The following is a 20,627-nucleotide window of genomic DNA, read 5'->3' as shown; positions in this document are numbered from 1 at the left end:
CTGACAGTGCGCTTCTCGAATGGTAGGTAATCGATAATCGGTTCTCGCGTGGAAGTCAAGACATCTGGCACGAACCAGCGCCCTTGCCACCTCGGAGAAATCCCTCGCGGAGCCATAGCGGCCAGCGTCTGGGGCGGCGATGACCTGTACGTTCCCGCCGTGATGCCGGTGTTTGCCCGACCACCAAAGGTCTGCGAGGACGAGTGGACCAGTGCAGGATCGGGGCCACCGGTGTGCGCTCACCGAATCTCTTTGCAATCGGCTATCGATTAGCGATAGGCTAGTTGGAGTATTGGCTGCGTGCCAACAGGCCGCGACTTCGTCGGAGGTGTCGATGACCGATACAGGGGTGTCCCACCGCTTGGCTCTGCCGCCGCGCGGGCTCGGTACCGCATCGCTCGGTACGCAGACCGACCGCTCGCGCGACGTCTTGACCGCCGCGTGGGAAGCCGGCATCCGATACTTCGACACGGCACCGCACTATGGCGTCGGCTCGGCCGAGCGCCGGCTGGGAGCCTTCCTTGCTTCGCAGCCACGCCAGGATTTCCTGGTCTCGACCAAGGTGGGGCGGCTGCTGCTGCCGCCCCACCAGGCCGGTGGACGCCCGATCGAGCCGGGCCGGGCCCCCGACGGGTCCGGGTTGGTCCGCGTGCGGGACCATAGCCGGGCCGGCATCGAGCAGTCGCTGACCCACAGTCTGGAACGGCTGGGGCTCGACCGCGTCGACCTCGCCTTGTTGCACGATCCCGACGACTACCTCGACGAAGCCGTCGAGACGGCGATCCCGGCCCTGACCGAGCTCAGGGCGCAGGGGCTGGTCTCGGCGATCGGCGTGGGGATGAACCAGACGCCCGGCCTGCGACGGCTGGTCGCCGAGACCGAGATCGACTACGTCCTCGTGGCCGGTCGGTACACGTTGCTCGACCAGGTCGCGGCCGAATCGCTGCTGCCGCTGTGCCGGAGCCGGGGCGTGAAGGTGATAGCCGGCGCCGTCCTCAACAGCGGGCTGCTCGCCGATCCCGACCGCAATGAAGTCTTCGATTACCAGCCGGTACGTCCCGAGGTGCTCATCGCGGCCCGGCGTCTGGCGGACATCTGCGATCGGCACGGCGAACGGCTGCTTACCGCGGCGCTGCAGTTCCCGAGCCGGAACCCGCTGGTCGAGAACACGCTTCTCGGAGCGGGCAGCGCACAGGAAGTCAAGGAACTGACGACATTGGTCGAGCGGCGGCTCCCGGACCTACTCTGGGCCGAACTGGACGCGGCGGCACAGGAGATGCAGCCGGCTCTGGCGTCCGGACGCTGGCGATGACCGCCGCAACGCCACACCCTGCGACCACCGATCCCGAAACGGGGCCGCGGCTGCCGATGGTTGACGCGCACCACCACCTGTGGGACCCGGCCCAGCACCGGCACGATTGGCTCGATCGGCATTCGCAGTTGCTGAATCGCGCGTGGACGGCGGCGGATCTCGCTCCGCTGGCCACCGAAGCAGGCATCACCGCGGCCGTCGCCGTACAGGCTTTGTCGGAGCCGGCCGAGACACGCTATCTGCTGGAGCAGGCCGCCGCCCGGCCGCTGATCGCCGGTGTCGTCGGCTACGCGGACCTGCGGTCCGATCACCTCCCCGGAGATCTCGAGTCGCTGCTGACCGCGCCGGGAGGGCAGTGGCTTCGAGGTGTCCGCTACAACCTGATCCACGCCCACGAGGACGACTTCACGGACACGAAGCTGGCTCGGGGGCTGCGCACGCTCGCGCGGTACGACCTCACCTTCGACCTCATCACTACCGCACCGAAGCTCGCCTGGGCTGCTCGTCTGGCCGACGCCGCACCGGACACGCGGCTTGTGCTCGACCACGCCGGCAACCCGCCGATCGCCGAAGGTGCCATCAATCCATGGGCGGCTGGGATCGCCACGCTGGCTCGCCGTGCCAACGTCCACTGCAAACTGTCTGGCTTGGTCACACAAGCAGACCACGAATTTTGGACCGTCGCCGACCTGCGCCCGTACGCCGACGTCGTCCTCACGGCGTTCTCCCCGTGCCGCGTCGCGATCGGATCGGACTGGCCCGTCAGCCTGCTTGCAGGCACCTACCCCGGCGTGATGGGAGCGTACCGACAACTGGTCAGTGAGCTCACCGAAACTGAGCGGTGCGCCGTAGGCACTGGAACGGCAAGCAGACTGTATCGCCTGGATATCACGCGTCCCGATGCCATTTGAAGAGCGTTTTGTCCTGCCGTTTGGGGGACTTGAATCCCTTGACGGTGAGGTCGCGTGCACGACGTGGACGTCGACGGTCGCTCCGTGTTCGACGGCCTTGGTCCGGTGGCCGTTGTCGACCCGACCCGTTGCCGCACAACCTCGCTGATGCGGGGGTGGGCGGCGGCCATCGTGGGGAGCGGGTGGATGCCGCCGACGTTGTCGCAGACGCTCGCCGCGGTGACCCACGCGGCGAGAAGGAGGCCGACGGTGGCGACGCCGAGACCTGCGGTGGGACGTTGGCGGAGGTGTTGACGCTCTGCGCGTCCAACACGCACGCGCTCGGCTCCGCAGACGATTCGAGCCTGTCCGTTTCACTGCGTTACGGCGGGGCCTGAGCGAGGCACGACACGCTCGAACAACTCCCACAACTCGCCGGCACCGACCCCTCTACACGAGCGAGCACTCCTCACCCCGCGGCAATGCGCAGTTCGAACGGGCGCTTTGCCTCGCAGAGTTGGTTTCGCTTTCCCAACCGCAAACCCATGCCCACCACGACAGGAAACGCCGCCGGGGAAGCCTCACGTCCCCGGCGGCGTCGCTCTCACCCGACGACGCATCGACGGGCTCTTCGCCGTGCTTCGAGAGGACATCTTCCGCCGGGCTCGGTGCCCTCGGCGGCTTGACGAACAAGGGTGAGGGCACCCGGTCGCGCATGCCGCGACGGCGGCGAGGAACGCGTGGGCGAGCGTCGACAAGGTGATGTGCCGGTACCCTGCTTCGCGGCCTGGGGATTCCTCGATCGCCCACCCCGCGCCCGTGACGCGGACGATTTCCGCGAGCGGGGTCTCGTCGGGCCGGCGGCGAGAAAGTACGCGATCACCGTGGAGTCGCCCGGACCGCGGCGGGCCGACACCCGGCGTCCGCAGGAGAGTTCCTCGCCCCGAAGTCCCGAACGATCGGCTGCTTGTCGGGACCTTCGCCGCTTGGCCGGGTGTCGGCTGTACCCGGGGCCGCTCCAGGCGTCCGGCGGTCCCGAACGCCCCCTGATGGAGACGGTCTCGTCGTACGCTCGATATCGCTGATCAGGCCTGGCCGAACGTCTGCCGCTGCGACCCGAGGCCATCGATGTGGAGTTCCACCGTGTCCCCGGCGCGAAGGTACGGCTCGCCGGGCAGACCCAGCGCTACGCCTGCGGGAGTTCCGGTGTTCACCACGTCACCGGGCTCCAGGACCATGTACTGGCTGAGGTACCAGACGATGTGGTCCACGCTGAAGATCATGTTCCTTGTGGTGCCGTTCTGCCGCTCCACGCCGTTGACGCGCAGCCGCAGCCCCAGGTCCTGCGGATCGTTGATCTCGTCGGAGGTCACCAGCCAGGGCCCCAGTGGATTGAACGTCTCGCAGGACTTGCCCAGGTCCCATTGCGGGGAGAGTTCGAGCTGGAATGCTCGTTCCGAGACATCGTGGCTGATCGCATAACCGGCGATCGCGTCGCGGGCGGCGTCCGGGCTGTCAAGGTAGCGCGCCCGGGCGCCGATGACGAGTGCCAGCTCCACCTCCCAGTCGGTCTTCTTCGACCCGCGAGGGACGAGGACGCGGTCGTACGGCCCCACCACTGTGTCGGATGCCTTCATAAAGACGATCGGGCGCTCCGGCACCTCGGCCGCCGTCTCCTCGGCATGATCTTGGTAGTTCAGTCCGATGCAGACGACTTTGCCGGGCCGGGCGATCGGCGCGCCCACACGCAGTCCGTCGCCATCGAGCGGCGACAACTCGCCGGCCGCCATGGCCCGCTCGACGCGCGCGATCCCACCCGAGGCCAGGAAGGCACCGTCGATGTCCTTGGTGAGCGGCGCGAGATCCCACAGCCGGCCGTCATCGGAACGGACCGCCGGGCGCTCACCGCCAACCGGGCCGAGCCGCACGAACTTCATGGGAATGTCCTACCTTTCCGAGGCTGATCTGCGCTGGTGGTTCAACTGCTCCGTGAGTCCTGCGGAAGGGGGCCACGTCCGGCGAGTACGGTGTGGCACGTCTACGGCAGGTGCAGTCGGCTCACGGGCGGTGCGGCCGAGGGGAGTTGCCGCCCAGCGGCTCTCTCCTCAGGTATTGGCTCATGGGCTCACCGGTCTCAGTCGCAGTGTGGCCATTCCACCGTCGACTGCCAGGGCACAACCGGTGACGGAGCCGGCCGCCGGACCGGCCAGATACACGATGGCGGCGGCCACCTCGTTGGCGGTGACCAGACGCCCGTGGGGCTGGCGGGCGTCGAGCGCCGCGCGTTCCGCCGCAGGGTCCGCAGCGGCGTCCAGCAGCCTGCCTACCCAGGGTGTGTCCACCGTTCCGGGGTTGACGCAGTTGACCCGGATGCCTTCTCGTACGTGGTCGGCAGCCATGGCCAGGGTGAGTGAGAGGACGGCTCCCTTGCTCGCGGAGTACAGGGCGCGTTGGGGGAGCCCGGTCGTCGCGGCGATCGAGCAGGTGTTGACGATCGTGGCGTGTGGGGAGCGGCGCAGGTGGGGCAGCGCGGCACGGGTCACGCGAACGATGCCGAGGACATTGATGTCGAGGACGCGGTGCCACTGCTCGTCGGGGTTGTCCTCCACGGTGCCGACGGCGCCCATACCGGCGTTGTTGACGAGGATGTCGATCCCGCCGAGGGCTGCCGCGGCGCTTCTCACGGCGTTCCTGACGGAGGCGTCGTTCCCGACATCGGCCTGAAGCGCTGTCAGGGGCGGCTCACAGTCGGATGGGGCAAGATCTAGGACGGCCACTCGGGCCCCCCGCTCGATGAGCAGCCGGGAGACGGCCAGCCCGATTCCTGAAGCGCCGCCGGTGACGAGAGCACGGAGTCCGGTGAGTTCGACGGTCATGCGGACACCTTCGTCGTGGGTATGTCGGCAGCGGCCGGATCGTCGGGAGTCTCGGTACGCGGAATCAGGTGTGCGGCCGAGGAGTCGGGGTCGGGGTGCATCGGGTTCGGGTCATCGATTTCCCGGGACGTCGGGAAGCGGATGTCGTGGGTATCCACAGCGACGACCCGCGCGGTGGTGTCGGAAAGCAACGGGGTTCCTGTCCATGCGGGGTGCGGAAGAAGAGGTGCGGTGACCTCGCCGTCTCCGGCTGTCGATTTCGGTGCGGGTCACCGCCCCAGGTGTGGAATGTGCTCGGCGACCTTCCCGCTCTGCACAGCGGCGACGGGGCTGCTGTGCGGTTCCACGGAGGCTCGCCGCGCGATCCGGTGTCAGCCCGGGCCCTGCGTCGCCGAGTTGAGGTACCAGACCTGCTGCAGGCTCGTGTTGGCCTCCGGAGCCGGGTCCAGGCACTCGGCGATCAGTTCGTCCCACGTCGGATCCGGCTCGTAGGCGGACAGGTGCGCCATCGTCGCGTCATAGCTGACGACGCAGTCGATGATGTGGATCAGCGACAACCCGTCGCACCAGATCTCCCAGCTCTGGACCCCGGCGTCTCGCAGTGCGTCGGCGAGCCGGTCCGGCACTCGGGCGTGGATCAGGCGGTAGCGGGTCTGCCGGCCGGGGCGCAGCCGAGTCCGGCGCACGCGTCGTTCCATGGGCGGGACCTTCCGGTGATGGGCGCGTGATTCGTCTCGGCTACGCGTCTCGCCGCCACTGTTCGTACTCGTCGCGGGTGGCCTGGGTGAGGGGGTAGTAGTCGCCCAGGCGGGCACCGTCGTCGATCTTGAGGCGGCTGAACACCTCCCACTGCTCGTGGTCGCGCGCCGTCTCCACCACCGCCGGCGCCTTGGCCGCGGGTACCACCACCGCACCGTCGTCGTCGGCGATCACCAGGTCACCGGGTAGGCACAGCACGCCGCCGACGGCGACCGGCACGTCGTATCCCCAGGGGAACAGGTCGGATTGCGAGGCGTAGTGCGGGGTCGTACCGCGGCACCAGATCGGCACCCCGAGTTGCTTCACGCGCGGCGCGTCGCGGATGTAGCCGTCGACCACGATTCCGGCGCCGCCCTTCTTCTTGAAATAGCGGACCAGCATGTCGCCGAAGCATCCGGCGAACGGGCTTCCGAAGGCCTGTACGACCAGGATGTCTCCGGGCTCGATGATCTCGAGCACCTCCCAGAGCGCGGTGTGCTTCTCCACGTCCTCCTGGCCGAGGCCACTGGCCACGTCCTCGCGCTGGGGCATGAACTGCAATGTTCGCGCGACCCCGGTGGCCTGCTGCCCGGGTACGAGCGGCGTCGGCCCGTGCACGAAGGTGCGCCTGATGCCGTCGGCGTGCAGTTTGGCGCACGCGGTCGCGGAGCTGACGCGGCCGAGTTCGGCGACGAGTCCGGGGGCGGTTTCGGTACGGCGGGTCCCTCGTACCGGAATGTCCCACGGGACTTCGGCGCTCTCGGTGTGGGTGAGTTGCGACGTCATGCGTCCTGCTCCGATGTTGTCAAGCCGTACTGGCGGAATGTCTTGTGGCATGGGGGATGTCCGGCCATCACTGTTCAGCCCTTCGTCGCGCCACTGGTCAGGCCGTTCACGATGTACCGCTGCATGACGATGAAGAACGCCAGTGCCGGGGCGATCGCCAACAGAAGGTTCGGGAAGACGACCGTGTAATTGGTGGAGTACTGGCCGATCGCCGCGTAGACGCCGGTCGTCACCGTGTACAGGCCACTGCCCGGTCCGAGGATGATCTGGGGGGTGACGAAGTCGTTCCAGATACTCAGGCTGTGCAGGATGACCGCAGTCGCGACGACGGGTCGCATCAGAGGGAAGACGATCCTCCAGAAGGTGCCGATGCGGCCTGCTCCGTCGATCGCCGCCGCCTCGTCGAGTTCCCGCGGAATCGTGCGGATGTACGCGGCATAGAGGAACACCGAGAACGGGATGGTCAAGCACGTCTCGAACAGGACGAAGCCCGGGACCGTCCCCATCAGGCCGAGGGTCTTCAACACGAATACGACGGGGATCAGCAGCACCTGGTTCGGGATGAACGTGCCGGCGACGAACATCAGCAGAAGAGCGACATGGCGGCGCCCTCTCCCTCGCGCGATCACGTAGGAGACCGGCCCGCAGACCGCCAGAGAGAGCACGTTCACCACGACGACGAACAGCAGGGTTACGCCGTATGCCTTGACGAGGTCGAAGTCCGGGTTGTCCAGAACGTCCTGGACATGGGCGAGTGTCAACCGACTCAGGGGCAGGCCGAACGGCGAGTTCTGGATGTCGTCCTGGTCCTTGAAAGCGTTGACGACCAGCACGTACATCGGCACCAGCATCAGCAGCGAACCGAGGACCAACCCCGCCCAGCGCGTCGCGGCACGCGAGGTGTGGAGCAGACCGGCGGCGCCGGAGCGCGACGGGGCGGGGGAACGGCGGTCGGAGCGCCGCGAGGTCGGATTGCTCATAGTGGGTCTTCCCGTGAGGTCATGCCGCGACGGCGGTTTCACGCCGCCGCAGCAGTGTGGTCAGCCCCAACGCGAGTGCGCCGGTCACCACGGTGAGGATCACGGCTTGGGCCGAGCCGTAACCGAGCGCGTTGTTCTGGAACGACTGGCCGAGGATCAGATAGGCGGCGGTCTGGGTCTGTCCCGCCGGCCCGCCCCCGGTGAGCGCGAGCACGAGCTCGTAGACGCGCATCATCGACACGAGGACCAGGACGAGGTTGACGGTGACGAACGGCGCGATCGACGGCATCGTCACCTGCCGGAAGATCGCCCACGGGCTCGCGCCATCGATGCGCGCCGCCTCGATCAGCGAAGCCGGTACCGTCTGCAAGGCGGCGATGTACAGCACCATGGTGAGCCCGAAGCCGGACCACAGGACCACGAAGATCAAGCTGCCCAGGGCCCAGTCCGGATCGGACAGGAAGGGCAGTGCTTCGTGTCCGTGCGAGGTGAGGTAGTTGTTGATCACCCCACCGTTGGACAGAATCGCCGACCAGAGGAACCCGATTATCAGCGCACTGATCACGTAGGGATAGAAGAAGACGGCCCGGAAGATCCTGTTCGCCTTCCCCGGTCGGCTGATCGCCACGGCGGCGCCCAGCCCCAGCGCGTTGCACCCGATGGTCCCGACCACCGCCAGGACCCCGGTGACCCACGCCGCGTGCAAGACCTCAGGGTCATGCCAGAGGCGTCGGTAGTTCGCCAGCCCGACACCCATCGGATGCGCGCTGTAGCCGTTCCAGTTCGTAAAGCTGAGATAGACGGACAGAGCAAGCGGGACGATCATCAGCAGCCCGAACATGATGATCGCGGGCGCACTCATCACCACGCCCGGTAGCGCGCTCCTGGTCCGGCGTAGCATGGTCATTTCGGCTGCGCCGCCAGCCACTTGTCGAGCGACGACAGCACGGTCGGCACCGATTGGCCGATGTACAACCCCTGCACGTTCTTGTTGAACTGCGTGTCGTACCCGGCCGGCAGTTGGTCGGGGCCGTAGCCGCCGCCGGTCGGGCCGACGTTGGTGCCGACCTGCTGCAGGATGCCTTGCACCGCGTCGCCGAGTTCGCTGCCGTGGTAGGAGAAGCCGGTGCGGAACGTGCCGTCCTGCTTGAGTTGGGTGGTCACCGCGTCCTTATTGTTGGTCAGGTACTCGACCAGCTTCCGCGCGGCGTCCTGGTGCTTGCTCGACTTGAAGATCGCGTAGTTCGCGGTGGGCGAGACGCCCATGGGCGCCTGCCCGGTCCCGTCGATTGCCGGGATGGGGAAGACACCGATCGGGAACGAGGGGTTCGTGGCGGCCGCGGCGAACCAACTCCCCATCGGGTACATGGCGGCCTTGCCGTCGAGGAACGCGGCCTCACCATCGGCGTACTTCACACCGAGAGCGTCCTTGTTGAGGTAGCCGGCGCCCAGCCAACTGTTGTAGAGGTCCAGCACCGGCTTCATGGTGGCCGTCAGGCTGGTCTTGCCGGAATTGACGTCCGTGTACCAGGTGGGCTGCCTGCCCAGGAGGGTCGGCGCGGCGATCATCGAGATCTGCGCGCCGGTGACCCAGTCGCCGGCGGTCTGCACCGGCTTGATGCCGGTGGCCTTGAGCTTGGCCATGTCGGCGGTCAGCTCGTCCATCGTGGTGGGCGGCGCGGTGATGCCGGCCTTGGCGAACAGATCCTTGTTGTAGAACATCAGCGACTGGAGCTGGACACCCACCGGGACGGCGTAGGTCTTGCCGTCGACGGCCAGCTTGTCGGCAAGCGGCGCCGAGGTGGCCCAGGGCTGCCCGCTCAGGTCGAGCAGACGTTCGGCGAAGGGATGGATGTTGGCGCCCTCCACGACGTCCGGCTCGGTACCGGCGGCCAACTCGGTGGTCAGTGTGGTGTCCACCGACGCCGAGGACGGGCTCTCGATCTTGACCTTGATCCCCGGGTTCGCCGCCTCGAAGGGACGCACCAGGTCCTTCCAGAAGGACTGCGTCAGGTTCGGAGTGATGTTCACCAGCATCCGCACGGTGCCCTCGCCGCCCGATGCCCCGGCATCCGACTTCCCGGATCCGCTGCCACACGCCGTCATGAACATCGTCGCGGCGGCGATGCCGGCCAGTGCCGTTGAAGCTCTTCTTCTGCCCATGATCACTTCTCCGGTGAATAATCGGTAATCGATTGGCGATACGGTAGGCACGTCCCGTATCCTTGTCAACGGTAGTTCGTAACTTCGACGAAACGCGTGTGTGCACCGACCAGCCGAGGAGCAAAGCAGTCTTGGACAACATCGCCGGTCTACCCGTGGCACGAAGGCTTCTGTCGGACGACGTCTACGATCGAGTCCGGGCCCGCATCGTGAAAGGTGAACTCGCCCCCGGCACGCGGGTCGTGGAGTCGGTACTTGCCCGCCAACTGCAAGTGAGCCAGGCCCCGGTACGCGAGGCACTCAAACGCCTCGCCCACGAGGGCCTGGTCAACCACGTGCCGCGACGCGGCAACTATGTGGCCGAAGTACCCGAAGCCGAAGCATCCGCCGCGCGTGAGGTGCGGGCGATGATCGAGGAGTTCGCTGCGCGGGGGGTGGCGACGCAACGCCCGGACGGCCTGATCAGCGAGCTGCGCGGCCTGGTCGACGGCATGCGAGAAGCTGCGGCGGCGCAGGACATAGCCGCCTTCCGTGAGGCGGACCTGGCATTCCACCGCGCCGTGTGCCATGCCTCGCCGAACCCGTTCGTCGGCCGGATGTGGACCATGATGGAGGCGAGCCTGCGCACACTACTCGTGGTCTCCAATCCCCTGTGGGACGGCAGCTGGACGGCGATGTCCAAGGCGCACGACGAACTCATCGGCACGCTGGCGTCGGGAGACGCGGATCGGGCCGCTCAGGCGTTCCACGCGCACGCGCTCGGCGAGCTGTGTACAGCCGACGATGCCAGGGCATCGCCGGAACAGTGAGACTTGCGGACTGTGCGCCGCCACACCGGCGACGTTTGCACAGCGCCCCATCCGCACGACGTCATCAGCCGAACGGATGGCGCGCCCCCGACAGCGGCAGCGGCCCGGAACACCGCACGGCCGGCGGCTCCGGGTTGATGGGCGCGGTAACGCACCCGTGACATCGGGTGTTGGCGTTGATGATCCGAAGGCGGAGAAGGTCGAAGCCGGCCCGCCCGAACACGGGCCGTGCGAGACGACGCGTGCAACAGCACCTTCGACCGGGCCACTGTTCCGGAGCGGCGACAGGTCCGGCAGTGACAGCGTCGAGGTCGCGGCGAAGAATCACGGCGACGGCGCGCAGCGGGGGACAGCGCCCTCGGCTGCGACGCGGTCGATCCAGTCGGGGAGTTCGCGTCCACACGGTCGCGCATCGTCTCGGCGATCGCGCCCACCGCGTCGCACACCTGGTGAAGCCCCGGGCTGGGCGCCAGGACGGTCTCGAGCCGCACCGTATCCCTCCGCCGTGAGGGAGTCGGGGTGGCGGGTGAGCCACTGAGCGATCAGGCGGACGGTGGGCGTGTGGAGCGCCTTCGGCGCCGACTGTCCGGATGCCCGCATGGGTTGCAGTCGGCGCCGCACCGCCGCTTGGCGCCCCCGTGGCCGAGCTGCCGGATCCTCGCATGAAGGACGGCCCCGTCGGTGCAGCGTTCGTTCCACCACCGGTGGAGGCAGCCGAGGTAGGGCCGGAGCGGCCCGCGGCTGTGGGCGGCGTGCACGGTGAGGGGCTCCTCGACGGTCAGCGCGTGCGCGAACCGCCGTACCGTCCATGGGATCCAGGCCGAGCACCTCGGCGATCGCGGAGACCCACGCCCTTGGCGACCATGTCCTGGACGGCGGCGCACCGCTCCCGACTGCGGACCCACAGCGCGCCCTCGAGCGCATCCGGCACGAGGTCCCGTCGGGCTCGGGCTCCGCCTGTTTCGGCGTCCCGTGGTTCGGGGAGGCGGTCGCGGTGCGCGAGGAGGCACTTCTCCACGACCTCGCGCAGGTTCCTCCACGCGTGCCGTCGGTCGGCCACGGTATGGGGTATCGGGGGCGGCGGTACGGACCGCAGCCCGCCAGGGCGAGCGCGATCCGCTCCGGCACCGTCCGCAGAGCGCGGCTCCGTCTGCAATGACGCAGCCGACCCGCTCGACGAACGTCCGTCGTGGGCACCCTCGGTCGGCGCAGACGAAGCGGGACACGGCCGGGTGAACCGTGACCGCGCGACCATGCCGTGGGCCGGCGCCGAGTACAGCGGTCGTGCACCCGCACCGACGAAGCACCACAGTCCGGACCGCGGTGCCTTCAGCGTTGCCCGCCGCGCGGACGTGGACTTCGTCGGCATCGACGTCGACGCTCTCGACACGCACCCCGGCCGTCGGGAACAGCAACCCGGCCCACCACGACAACGACATCTCCATGCATCGACCGTGCGGACCGCGTGCCGCTCGATCGAGCCTTCGACAACATGCCGACGGAGCATCGGTTCCCCGCGCGGGTTCCCACGTGTGCAACCGCGCCCCTCCCAACGACGCGCGCCCAGGCTCCTTCGTCACCGACCGTAGGCGCTCCCCGAAATGGATGCTGTCGATGTTTGGTGATGCCGAGCCGGAGAACTTCGGCCGTCGTCGCAACAGCGGGTACGAGGAACACGCCATCGCCGCAACGTCACGTCAGCCGTGTGCATCGCTTGTCCGTGCCGGTGCGACGTCGAGCCGCCAGGACGCCGTGGGCGCCTCGTAGTCAAGTTCACGGCCTTCGGACGGTCTCGTCAGGTTGACGACGTCCATGGGCGCTCGTGAACGGTCAGACCGACGGCCTGCGGTGCAGGTCCTGATGCCGTGGCCGGCGGCCGAAGCGGTCGTGCTCAAGGCGCAGCCGGATGCTCGTCTGTGCCGGGATGCGGATGTGCAGGCGGTCCGAAACCTCCTCGCGGCGTTCGGAGGGCTCACCGGGCGGCGGCAGGTACCGCCGCGAGTCGTCGGGGTAGTCACTTTCGAAGGCGTCGTAGGACACCGCGACGATCGGATGTTCGTCGTACGCGCCGCCCACGACTTCGATGATCTTGTCCGCGACCGGGTCCAGGTTGACCACCAGGACAGTCGTGTGTGCCTCGCCGATCTCCTCGACGAGCGCGGACACCTGGTCCGGCAGCCCCGGACGGCCGCGCAGCACGTCTGCCCAGCGCAGCTGCGCCAGGGGAAGTCCGCCGTTGTAGAGCATCTGCGGAGCACCGCCGACCAACTGGGTCAGGACCTCGGTCACCACCGGATTCAGGCGTTGCCACCAGTGGATGTCGTCGCCGACCGGCGGTGTGGGGAACCGTTCCATGAGCGCGAGCTGCCGGTTGAGCTGGCCCAGCGCCATGGTCAGGGCCAATTCCGGATAGTCGGGGTTGTCGCCGTGCAGATAGGTCCACCACGGGGCCTCGTGCCCGGCCTCCTCCTTGTCGCGGAAGGCACGGACCTCTCGCCAGTCGTATCCCGACTCCGCAGCCAGGTCGGACAACGTCGCCGCGTCTTGCGGGTCGCGGCTGGTCCACCACAGCCAAGCCGGAAAGGCCGGCTGCATGGGTTCGTGGTCGAACCAGCCGTCGTCGTCACGGCGATAGGGCACCAGCAGCAGCGGGCCGGCGGCATCCGCGCCGAGGCGGTCGGCCCACTGGTCGTACAAGGTGGCTTCGGAGGGATCCATGACCGCGCGTCGAGCCAGGGCCAGCGCCTTCTCGAGCGGCTTGCGGGGCAGATCCAGGCCGGCGGGCCCGCCGCCGACCAGGGTGGCGTTGATCGCCCCGATCAGCGCGGCGGCCGCGACACTGTGCAGGCCGTGCGGCCAGGTCCAGCCGTAGTGGCCGCCGTACCAACGCCCACCGTGTAGTTCGCCGACGCGTCCGGTCGGGCCTACGTTGTCGGGGATCAGGCCGCCGTTGTCGCGGGTGCGCTCGGCCCACGCGCCGACGTAGTCGGTCACGAAGGCAGCGAAGCGCCAATCGTGGTCGTAGAGCCAGGCGTTGACCGCGAGCGAGGTGGCCGCGAGGTTGATCGGGACGTCGCCGGCGCCCAGCCGCGCGTCCATCTCTGTGCGCATCAGATTCGCGTTCGCCGGATCCGCGAGATCCGACCAGCCGGTGATGCCGGGCAGGTCGCGAAGCGGCAGACCGTACGGCTCCATGCCGACGAGGTCGGCGCTGTACGGCTGGTTCTCACCAAGCCCCGGCAGGGGGCCTCCCGCTCCGATGTGCGGTGCGCGCATCATACGGAGATCGGGGTCGTAGTTGCCGGTCTCGGAGTCCCCGAGGAAGAGATTCGCGAACCGCAAGGCGCGTGCGCGGAAATGTTCGTCCGAAGGGTCCGCTGCGCAGATGCCATAGAAGAAGAGCGCAGACTCGCCCTGGTGGAACCAGTCGTAGCCGTTCTCGTACTCGTCCGTGAGCATGCCGCGGGCGGTGAGCTGGGCGGTCACGCCGCGCCAGTGGTGCTTGCAGGCTTCGAGCAGGTCGTCCGCGCCGCCGAGCATGTACAGGACCGGCCAGTTGAAGAAGGGCTCATAGAAGTCGTCGGCCCCGTCGCGACCGACAGTTCCGCCGCTGTAGCGCAGCGACCCGTCATCAGCGCAGTAGAGCGCTTGGAAGCGCCGCCACGCGTCATCCAACCGGCGGAACAGTTCGCGCTCCAGGATCGCCCAGACCGGCGGCCGCGCGAGGGGTGTCGTGGCAGTGATCCTGGTGATGGCGGCACCCATGTTCTGCAACCTTGTCTCGCGGAGGCATTCTCTATCGGTTATCGATTAGATTGCCTGAAAGCTACCCACCCGTCGCGCGGCATGTCAACGAGACCGCCTGCCTCCGGGCACGCGACCCCGGGGGCCGGCGCGATGGCCCTCGCGGCCCTCGGAGCGCACTCTTGCCGGTCAACGGCGGACGACTGTCACTTCCCGGAGACGGTCGCGTCGTCGAACCACCCGTCGCCCACGGCAACGGTCGGTCGAGCGCTCCATCACCGCCCCAACCCGCCTGCTCGGCCCGCTCGTGCCGCACATCCTCGCCTTTGGGTAAGCGACAGGAGTCGACCCGCGCGCCGTAGCGCTCGATCCAATGGTCAGCCACCAGCCAGTAGCACTTCGTTGGGTCTTCTGCGGCGCGCTGGGAAGACGGGCGAACCGTCGGGTCGCCTTCGGTGTGGATGCGGCCACCGGCACGGCCTCGTGCCCGTTGCAGTTGCAGTTGCAGTTGCAGTGGCGGCCGTACCTGCCGGGCGAATGGGTCGACGACCCTGCCCGGTGCCGGGCCGTCGGGATCCGGTAGTCGGCAACCGGGACCGGGGAGGTGGCGGCCGGCCCTGGGGATCCTCGATGAACCGGCGACCTGGCGGCCGGACCCGTCGGTGGTGGTGGGCGATTCCGAATACTGACAACGCACCCCGTTCCAGCTTGCGCGGGAGGCGCGCGGGCCGGCCCATGCGGTCGCCGTCGCCCGCAGGGAAGTCGTCCAACCGGCAGCGCGGTACCGCGCCGGCCCGGCTATGGCGGGCCCGCTGGGCCGGCAGTTCGCGGACCGGGTAACAGCCGCGAGCGTCTCCGGCCACATCGTCGGCATCCACCCAGCGGCTACCGCACCAAGCCCGTCGATCACGGCGCGACCCTCGGGATCGACGTCCACGTCGTGCAACGCGACCCCACCGTCATGGGATTCAAGCTCCTCCCCAGCCGGTGGGACGTCGAGCGGACCGTCGGCCGGCTCATGCACCGCCGCCATCTCGCCCACGACAACGAAACCCACCTGCACCCTTCCGAGGTGATGACCCACCTCGCAGTGGCCCGGCGCGACCAGGACAGCTTGTCCCCAGGAAACTCCGTTGCCTCGCCATCGGGCCCTGCCGCCCGCCCTGACGACCGTCTCCCGCATGATCACGGCAGCGGCGGGTCGGTTCGCCCGCACCCGCTCAGGCGCGCGTCGGGGAAGCCGCATGGACCGCGACCGCCGAGCGGAATCCCGTAGCGGCGCAGATCCGGCGGAGCGAGGGCCTTGCCGATCAGTCGGGCAGGTCGGCATCCGGCGCGTTGCGACCCGGCGTTGCGGTCAGGCGACGCTGAGCGGGTCCGCGAGAACAGCGGCGAGGACGGTCCCCGCCGCACCTCGTACGGCGCTGCCCGCCTCCAGCGTCGACGCACGGAGAACGGGCGTGCGGCCGCGCAGCTTGCCGCCGCCTCGGATGACGGCACCCTCAATCGGGGGGATGAGCCAAAACGCGAGGCGCGCGAGCAGCCCGCCGAGGATGATCGTGTCCGGGTCCAGAAGGTTCACCGCCCCGACGAGCGCCACCGCCAGTCCCCGGCCGGCAGCGTCGACCGCCCGGAGCGCGTCGTGGTCGCCGTCGGCGAGACGGCGCAGCAATTCGGACAGCCTCGACTCGGACGTTCCGGAAGTGTCGGAGACACCCGCCGCGCGCAGGACAGCGTCGAGGCCGGCGACCTGTTCCAGGCAACCGGCGCCGCCGCAGCGGCACGCGGGTCCGTCCGGGTCGACAACGACGTGGCCCAGTTCGCCGGCCGAGCCGTGGGCACTGCGGAAGAGTTCGCCGTCGACCACGATGCCGGCGCCGATACCGATCTCGCCGGACAGGTAGATGTAGCTGCCCGCGCCTCGGCCGACCCCGTACCAACGTTCGCCCAATGCTCCGAGGTTCGCCTCGTTGTCCACCGTGAGACCGATCGTCTGAACGGGGAGGGCGTCATCGAGCAGCGCCGCGGCCGGAACCGAGTCCCAGCCGAGGTTCGGGGCGTTGACCCGGTCCTCGGCGATGACGCCGGGCAGCGCAACCGCGGTCCCGACCACGGCCAGTCCGGCCTCGGTGGACCGCGTGATCATCTGCCGCGCCAGTGCGGCCAGCGCCGCCAGAGTGTCGCGAGCGTCACGGCCGCGGTTGTCGCACGCGTAGGTCTCGCTCAGGCGCACACCGCCGGTCAGGTCCAGGACGCACGCTGCGAGGTAGTGCCCGTTTACCTCCAGGCCGAGCCCTGCCACGGGGCCGGGCGCAAGCGAGACCGGCGCGCCCGGGCGACCACGTGCGCCCTCACGCACCGGCCCCCCGCTGGTGACCAGGCGCAGCCCTTCCAAGGCGGCCACCTGACCGGTCACGGTGGTCTTCGTCAGCCCGGTCAGTTCTGCGAGCCGAGCGCGAGTGACCGGTTGCCGACGGGCGATCTCTTGGAGGACGAGCGCAAGGTTCCGCTCTCGCATGGTGTCGATGTGGGTGGGGCGGGGCGGCGCGGTCATGGCAGTGATCCTTTCATCGCGCCGAGCCCGGATTGCCTGCGGCAGCGGATCTTGACATCGCGGGCACGTGCGGCTTAGCTGTCACTGTTTAGTCTAGACATTAGACTTATTTCTGGGAGATGACGTGCCGAACCTGATTCCGCAGCCCGACGACAAGTTCACCTTCGGCCTGTGGACCGTTGGCTGGCAGGCCCGCGACCCGTTCGGCGACGCGACCCGGGGGCCCCTCGACCCCGTGACCGCAGTGCACAAGCTTGCGGAGTTGGGCGCGCACGGCGTGACCTTCCACGACGACGACCTGATCCCTTTCGGCGCGGACGAAGCGACACGCGCCAAGAAGATCGCGGCATTCCGGTCCGCGCTCGATGCGACCGGCCTCGCTGTGCCGATGGCGACGACGAATCTGTTCAGCCACCCCGTTTTCAAGGACGGCGCATTCACCGCGAACGACCGGTCCGTACGCCGATTCGCCCTGCACAAAGTCATCCGCAACATCGACTTGGCCGCCGAACTCGGCGCGCGTACCTACGTGTTCTGGGGCGGACGGGAAGGCAGCGAGTCCGATGCGGCGACCGACGTGCACGCCGCGCTGGACCGGTACAAGGAAGCCCTCGACATCCTGTGCGGATACGTCCGCGACCAGGGCTACGGCCTGCGCTTCGCATTGGAGCCCAAGCCCAACGAGCCACGTGGCGACATCTTCCTGCCCACGATCGGTCACGCGCTGGCGTTCATCGAAAGCCTCGAACAGCCCGACATGGTCGGGCTCAATCCCGAGGTCGGCCACGAGCAGATGGCCGGCCTGAACGTGGTCCACGGCGTCGCCCAGGCACTGTGGGCGGGCAAGCTGTTCCACATCGACCTCAACGGCCAGCATGGGCCCAAGTACGACCAGGACCTGGTCTTCGGTCACGGCGACCTCAAGAGCGCCTTCTTCCTGGTCGACCTGCTGGAACACGCAGGCTACGACGGGCCGCGGCACTTCGACTACAAGCCGCTGCGCACCGAGGACGCCTCCGGGGTATGGGCGTCGGCGGCCGCGAACATGCGCACGTACCTGTTGCTGCGCGAGCGCGCGAAGGCATTCCGTGCCGACCCCGAAGTCCGCGAGGCAGCCGCCGCCGCGGGTCTCGGCGAACTGGCCGTCCCCACACTCGCCTCCGACGAGACGTACGCCGATCTCAGCGACGGCGACTTCGACCTCGACGGTGTCGCCGCACGCGGCCTCGGCTACGAGCGACTCGACCAGTTGGCCGTCGAGCACATCCTCGGCGCGCGCTGACATGGCGGGCAACCCACCGCTGGTCGCGGGGATCGACTCGTCCACGCAATCGTGCAAGGTCGTGGTCTGCGACGCCGAAAGCGGAATCGTCGTGCGTTCCGGGCGCGCGTCGCACCCGCAGGGGACCGAGGTCGGCCCCGAGGCGTGGTGGCAGGCGCTCGGACGCGCGGTCCACGAGGCAGGCGGCCTCGCCGACGTCGAGGGGGTGGCCGTTGCGGGCCAGCAGCACGGCCTCGTCTGCCTCGATGAGGACGGCGCAGTGGTCCGGGACGCGCTGCTCTGGAACGACACCCGCTCGGCCGGAGCGGCAACCGAACTGGTCGCCGAACTGGGCGGACCGAAGGCCTGGGCAGACGCTGTCGGCAGCGTCCCCGTCGCGTCGTTCACGGTCACCAAGCTGCGCTGGCTCGCCGAACACGAGCCCGACGCCGCGGCGCGGGTTGCGGCCGTCTGCCTGCCACACGACTACCTCACCTGGCGGCTCCGCGGCACCGGCGACCTCGCCGACCTCACGACCGACCGCGGGGATGCCTCGGGCACCGGGTACTGGTCGCCGCAGCAGGGCGCGTACCGCGACGAGATCCTGCAACTGGCGTTCGGCCGCGTCCCGATCCTGCCCCGGGTGCTGGATCCGCACCAGGCCGCCGGCATCAGCCCGGAAGGGATCCTGGTGGCAGCGGGCACGGGTGACAACATGGCCGCCGCGCTCGGCCTGGGTGCGGCGGTTGGGGATGTGATCGTGTCGCTGGGCACGTCGGGCACGGTGTATGGCACAACCGACTCCCCGACCGCGGACGCGACCGGGACAATCGCCGGATTCGCCGACGCCACGGGCAACTTTCTCCCGTTGGCGTGCACACTCAACGCCGCCGGCGTGCTGGACGCCATCGCACACATGCTCGACGTGAACCACGATCGGCTGGCCGAACTCGCACTGTGCGCGCCGGCGGGAGCGGGCGGCTTGGTGCTGGTGCCCTACCTGGCCGGCGAGCGAACCCCCAACCTCCCGGACGCCACCGGAGCGATCCACGGCCTGACCGGGGGCAACGCGACTCCCGCACACCTGGCCCGCGCTGCGGTGGAAGGCATGTTGTGCGGCCTTGCAGAAGCCCTCGACACACTCATCGCATCGGGCGTCGCCACCGGACACGTGCTTCTCACCGGAGGCGCGGCGCGCTCCCCCGCCGTGACCGCCATCGCCCCGGCCTTGTTCGAACGCCCCGTCACCCTGCCCGAACCTGCCGAGTACGTCGCAATCGGTGCCGCCCGGCAAGCAGCCTGGGCCATGAACCCGAACGGCGACTTTCCACCAACCTGGCAAACCAGGCACACCGTTCTCCCCGGGGAACGCTTCGACGCCGCGGTCCGCAGCCGGTTCGCAACCGCCCGTACGCACTATCTCGAACGTCCCGGCCTACTGAGTAATCCGATTGCCTGACGGTGACACCCCAAGGGGAGAAAATCGGGCTACGGCCGTCCGGCTGATGCCGTGGAATCTTGGCGCTGCCGGAGCCCGATCCTGAGTAGGACGCCGGGGATTCTTCGTCAGGCACCCGGAATTGTTGCCTCGAGTACGTGAATCAGACTCTCTTGCCTGCCTGGTCCCCGCCGGACGGTCGCCGTTCGATCACGCGAAGCACCAAGGGGGGTGCCGGGGCATGGACGTCGTCCACGAACGATGCGCCGGGATTGACTTCGGCAAGGCCGACGTGAAGGTCTGCGTCCGTGTTCCCGGCCCGGGCAAGCGACGTCGCAAGGAGGTCCGCACGTTCACCTCCGGAGTCGGCCGGTGTTGCGTCGACCGCGCGTTTGTGCTGGTCGCAGGCTCGTACAGACGAAGGACAAGGTGGTGCTCGCCATCCTTCCGGCACGTATCCGCTCCTGGTCGGGAGGCCCCCCGATGTCCACCGACCCAGTCACCCGCACCACCGCATCCACCGACCCTTGGGCCACAGCCGAGCCCGAACCGCTGGCCGTGCCCCCGCAGCCGGCGGTGCCGGTGCGACCGGCCCCGCGCCCATGGCTGCACCGTCGGCCGTGCCCACGGCACGCGTGGTGTCCGCGGTGGGCAGCAAGTGAAGGGGACCCGCCAATGCAGCGAGAGGACCTGCCTGCCCCGGTCACCGGGGTGCTCCTCACGCACTTCCTGACCGTGCGGGACGTGCCCCGGTCGCGCGCCTTCCACACGGACGTCCTGGGCGGCAGTGTGGTGCTGGAAGAGAACCCGTGCATCGTCAAGCTCGCCAACGGCTGGATCATCATGAATCCCGGCGGCGGCCCGACCCCCGACAAACCCGATGTGATGCTGCAGCCGCCCGATGACCCCAACACCACATCGAGCTTCCTCAACATCCGTGTGGCCGACATCGAGGCCTGCTACAGGGACTGGAGCGCCAAGGGGGCGGAATTCCTCACCCCGCCCATCGACCGGAAAGCCGAGTTGCGCTGCTATCTCCGCGATCCCGACGGATACCTCATTGAGGTCGGCCAGGC

General features: G+C 68.7%; 17 protein-coding genes and 2 pseudogenes. 7 read left to right on the top strand and 12 right to left on the bottom strand.

The window, feature by feature from the left end; genetic code table 11:
• Positions 1-112: 112 nt before the first annotated feature.
• Positions 113-192, bottom strand: a pseudogene (locus A3IC_RS68000) (IS5/IS1182 family transposase); the annotation flags it as partial.
• A 142-nt stretch (positions 193-334) separates the two neighbouring features.
• Between A3IC_RS68000 and A3IC_RS59810 the strand changes: the two are divergent.
• Both A3IC_RS59810 and A3IC_RS0142930 read left to right on the top strand, forming a co-directional pair.
• Positions 335-1,312 carry an aldo/keto reductase gene (locus A3IC_RS59810; protein WP_052174057.1) on the top strand — a complete coding sequence of 326 codons (978 nt, stop codon included), beginning with the start codon at positions 335-337 and terminating at the stop codon, positions 1,310-1,312.
• A complete protein-coding gene (locus A3IC_RS0142930; protein ID WP_079027055.1) occupies positions 1,309-2,223 on the top strand; it encodes an amidohydrolase family protein in 915 nt (304 codons plus the stop codon). The genes A3IC_RS59810 and A3IC_RS0142930 overlap by 4 nt, the downstream gene beginning before the upstream one ends.
• Positions 2,224-2,251: 28 nt before the next feature.
• On the opposite strand, the pseudogene A3IC_RS73245 reads toward A3IC_RS0142930, so the two are convergent.
• The 9 genes and pseudogenes from A3IC_RS73245 to A3IC_RS0142885 all read right to left on the bottom strand — a co-directional run.
• Positions 2,252-2,554 (bottom strand): annotated as a pseudogene (locus A3IC_RS73245) (IS5 family transposase); the annotation flags it as partial.
• Positions 2,555-3,287: 733 nt separating this feature from the next.
• Positions 3,288-4,139 carry a fumarylacetoacetate hydrolase family protein gene (locus tag A3IC_RS0142920; RefSeq protein WP_020556245.1) on the bottom strand — a complete coding sequence of 284 codons (852 nt, stop codon included), beginning with the start codon at positions 4,137-4,139 and terminating at the stop codon, positions 3,288-3,290.
• A gap of 180 nt (positions 4,140-4,319) precedes the next feature.
• Positions 4,320-5,078, bottom strand: a complete 759-nt coding sequence (locus A3IC_RS0142915; RefSeq protein ID WP_026219392.1) for an SDR family NAD(P)-dependent oxidoreductase — start codon at positions 5,076-5,078, stop codon at positions 4,320-4,322.
• Positions 5,075-5,269, bottom strand: coding sequence for a hypothetical protein (locus A3IC_RS0142910; protein ID WP_026219391.1), 195 nt, complete (start codon positions 5,267-5,269; stop codon positions 5,075-5,077). The genes A3IC_RS0142915 and A3IC_RS0142910 overlap by 4 nt, the downstream gene beginning before the upstream one ends.
• Positions 5,270-5,449: 180 nt before the next feature.
• A complete protein-coding gene (locus A3IC_RS0142905; RefSeq protein WP_020556242.1) occupies positions 5,450-5,776 on the bottom strand; it encodes an L-rhamnose mutarotase in 327 nt (108 codons plus the stop codon).
• A gap of 40 nt (positions 5,777-5,816) precedes the next feature.
• Complete coding sequence (locus tag A3IC_RS0142900) at positions 5,817-6,602, bottom strand: RraA family protein (protein WP_020556241.1); 786 nt, start codon at positions 6,600-6,602, stop codon at positions 5,817-5,819.
• A 74-nt stretch (positions 6,603-6,676) separates the two neighbouring features.
• Complete coding sequence (locus A3IC_RS0142895) at positions 6,677-7,582, bottom strand: carbohydrate ABC transporter permease (protein WP_020556240.1); 906 nt, start codon at positions 7,580-7,582, stop codon at positions 6,677-6,679.
• Between the two features lie 19 nt (positions 7,583-7,601).
• On the bottom strand, positions 7,602-8,489 hold the full coding sequence (locus A3IC_RS0142890; RefSeq protein ID WP_052174056.1) for a carbohydrate ABC transporter permease: 888 nt from the start codon (positions 8,487-8,489) through the stop codon (positions 7,602-7,604).
• The gene (locus A3IC_RS0142885) at positions 8,486-9,745 is read right to left on the bottom strand and encodes an ABC transporter substrate-binding protein (protein ID WP_026219389.1); all 1,260 of its coding nucleotides are present in this window, start codon (positions 9,743-9,745) and stop codon (positions 8,486-8,488) included. The genes A3IC_RS0142890 and A3IC_RS0142885 overlap by 4 nt, the downstream gene beginning before the upstream one ends.
• 155 nt (positions 9,746-9,900) lie before the next feature.
• On the opposite strand from A3IC_RS0142885, the gene A3IC_RS0142880 reads away from it, so the two are divergent.
• On the top strand, positions 9,901-10,554 hold the full coding sequence (locus A3IC_RS0142880) for a GntR family transcriptional regulator (RefSeq protein WP_245599819.1): 654 nt from the start codon (positions 9,901-9,903) through the stop codon (positions 10,552-10,554).
• A gap of 1,830 nt (positions 10,555-12,384) precedes the next feature.
• Here the strand turns inward: A3IC_RS0142880 and A3IC_RS0142865 are convergent.
• A complete protein-coding gene (locus A3IC_RS0142865) occupies positions 12,385-14,319 on the bottom strand; it encodes a DUF8034 domain-containing protein (RefSeq protein WP_020556234.1) in 1,935 nt (644 codons plus the stop codon).
• Between the two features lie 352 nt (positions 14,320-14,671).
• Between A3IC_RS0142865 and A3IC_RS66100 the strand changes: the two genes are divergently transcribed.
• Positions 14,672-14,881, top strand: coding sequence for a transposase (locus A3IC_RS66100; protein WP_079027054.1), 210 nt, complete (start codon positions 14,672-14,674; stop codon positions 14,879-14,881).
• A 774-nt stretch (positions 14,882-15,655) separates the two neighbouring features.
• Here the strand turns inward: A3IC_RS66100 and A3IC_RS0142855 are convergent.
• Positions 15,656-16,852: an ROK family transcriptional regulator gene (locus A3IC_RS0142855; RefSeq protein ID WP_020556232.1), complete on the bottom strand. Its 1,197-nt coding sequence runs from the start codon at positions 16,850-16,852 to the stop codon at positions 15,656-15,658.
• Between the two features lie 124 nt (positions 16,853-16,976).
• Here A3IC_RS0142855 and xylA point away from each other — a divergent pair, with 124 nt between their 5' ends.
• The 3 genes from xylA to A3IC_RS0142840 form a co-directional block, all read left to right on the top strand.
• A complete protein-coding gene (xylA, locus tag A3IC_RS0142850) occupies positions 16,977-18,134 on the top strand; it encodes a xylose isomerase (protein ID WP_020556231.1) in 1,158 nt (385 codons plus the stop codon).
• Position 18,135: 1 nt separating this feature from the next.
• Entirely contained in the window at positions 18,136-19,572 is a 1,437-nt protein-coding gene (gene xylB, locus A3IC_RS0142845; RefSeq protein ID WP_020556230.1) for a xylulokinase, read from the top strand.
• 654 nt (positions 19,573-20,226) lie between these two features.
• Positions 20,227-20,627: VOC family protein (locus tag A3IC_RS0142840; protein ID WP_020556229.1), on the top strand; the 401-nt coding region annotated here is incomplete at its 3' end.

Source organism: Embleya scabrispora DSM 41855, assembly GCF_000372745.1.
Lineage (GTDB): Bacteria > Actinomycetota > Actinomycetes > Streptomycetales > Streptomycetaceae > Embleya > Embleya scabrispora.
This window is presented reverse-complemented; position numbering and strand designations above follow the sequence as displayed.

Bases quoted from the DNA above. Each gene is read 5' to 3' on its own strand.
- A3IC_RS0142905 (WP_020556242.1), bottom strand. From the start codon at position 5,776: ATGGAACGACGCGTGCGCCGGACTCGGCTGCGCCCCGGCCGGCAGACC.
- A3IC_RS0142900 (WP_020556241.1), bottom strand. From the start codon at position 6,602: ATGACGTCGCAACTCACCCACACCGAGAGCGCCGAAGTCCCGTGGGAC.
- xylB (WP_020556230.1), top strand. From the start codon at position 18,136: ATGGCGGGCAACCCACCGCTGGTCGCGGGGATCGACTCGTCCACGCAA.
- A3IC_RS0142855 (WP_020556232.1), bottom strand. From the start codon at position 16,852: ATGACCGCGCCGCCCCGCCCCACCCACATCGACACCATGCGAGAGCGG.
- A3IC_RS0142895 (WP_020556240.1), bottom strand. From the start codon at position 7,582: ATGAGCAATCCGACCTCGCGGCGCTCCGACCGCCGTTCCCCCGCCCCG.
- A3IC_RS0142885 (WP_026219389.1), bottom strand. From the start codon at position 9,745: ATGGGCAGAAGAAGAGCTTCAACGGCACTGGCCGGCATCGCCGCCGCG.
- A3IC_RS0142915 (WP_026219392.1), bottom strand. From the start codon at position 5,078: ATGACCGTCGAACTCACCGGACTCCGTGCTCTCGTCACCGGCGGCGCT.
- A3IC_RS0142920 (WP_020556245.1), bottom strand. From the start codon at position 4,139: ATGAAGTTCGTGCGGCTCGGCCCGGTTGGCGGTGAGCGCCCGGCGGTC.
- A3IC_RS0142890 (WP_052174056.1), bottom strand. From the start codon at position 8,489: ATGACCATGCTACGCCGGACCAGGAGCGCGCTACCGGGCGTGGTGATG.
- A3IC_RS66100 (WP_079027054.1), top strand. From the start codon at position 14,672: ATGGTCAGCCACCAGCCAGTAGCACTTCGTTGGGTCTTCTGCGGCGCG.
- A3IC_RS0142865 (WP_020556234.1), bottom strand. From the start codon at position 14,319: ATGGGTGCCGCCATCACCAGGATCACTGCCACGACACCCCTCGCGCGG.
- A3IC_RS0142930 (WP_079027055.1), top strand. From the start codon at position 1,309: ATGACCGCCGCAACGCCACACCCTGCGACCACCGATCCCGAAACGGGG.
- A3IC_RS59810 (WP_052174057.1), top strand. From the start codon at position 335: ATGACCGATACAGGGGTGTCCCACCGCTTGGCTCTGCCGCCGCGCGGG.